This is a genomic window from Staphylococcus pasteuri, assembly GCF_030547725.1.
In the GTDB taxonomy this organism is placed as follows: Bacteria; Bacillota; Bacilli; order Staphylococcales; family Staphylococcaceae; genus Staphylococcus; species Staphylococcus pasteuri.
This window is the reverse complement of sequence record NZ_JAUOQO010000169.1, coordinates 1-310: the sequence shown is the minus strand read 5'-3', so window position 1 is coordinate 310 and position 310 is coordinate 1. Positions and strand designations below refer to the sequence as shown.

General features: G+C 42.6%; 1 protein-coding gene. It reads left to right on the top strand.

Annotated elements, in window-relative coordinates:
• Positions 1-85: 85 nt before the first annotated feature.
• A partial coding sequence (locus Q4528_RS13265) for a hypothetical protein (RefSeq protein ID WP_303521971.1) occupies positions 86-310 on the top strand: 225 nt, incomplete at its 3' end.

Sequence of the window (310 nt, the reverse complement as noted above, 5' to 3'; positions counted from 1 at the left end):
GCTAATGACTAAGCAATGATTTGCTTGAATACTGGACTCATCTTTGGATACTTATTACAGCCTTTGTTACCTTGCCGCCTTAGCGATGTTAATTGCCTATGTGAATAGCCGCATAGGCTCAGTTCAATCCACTATTACAATTACCGCCGCGTCTATAGTGTTGTCGCTGTTACTTATATTATTGGGCGAAACCAAGTTGTTTCAGGCCTTCCCCCGGTTGATTGAATCGATCAGTGCGATCAATTTTCAAAACTTGCTGTTACACGGCATGCTCGGTTTTTTATTGTTTGCTGGTGGTCTTGGCATCAAC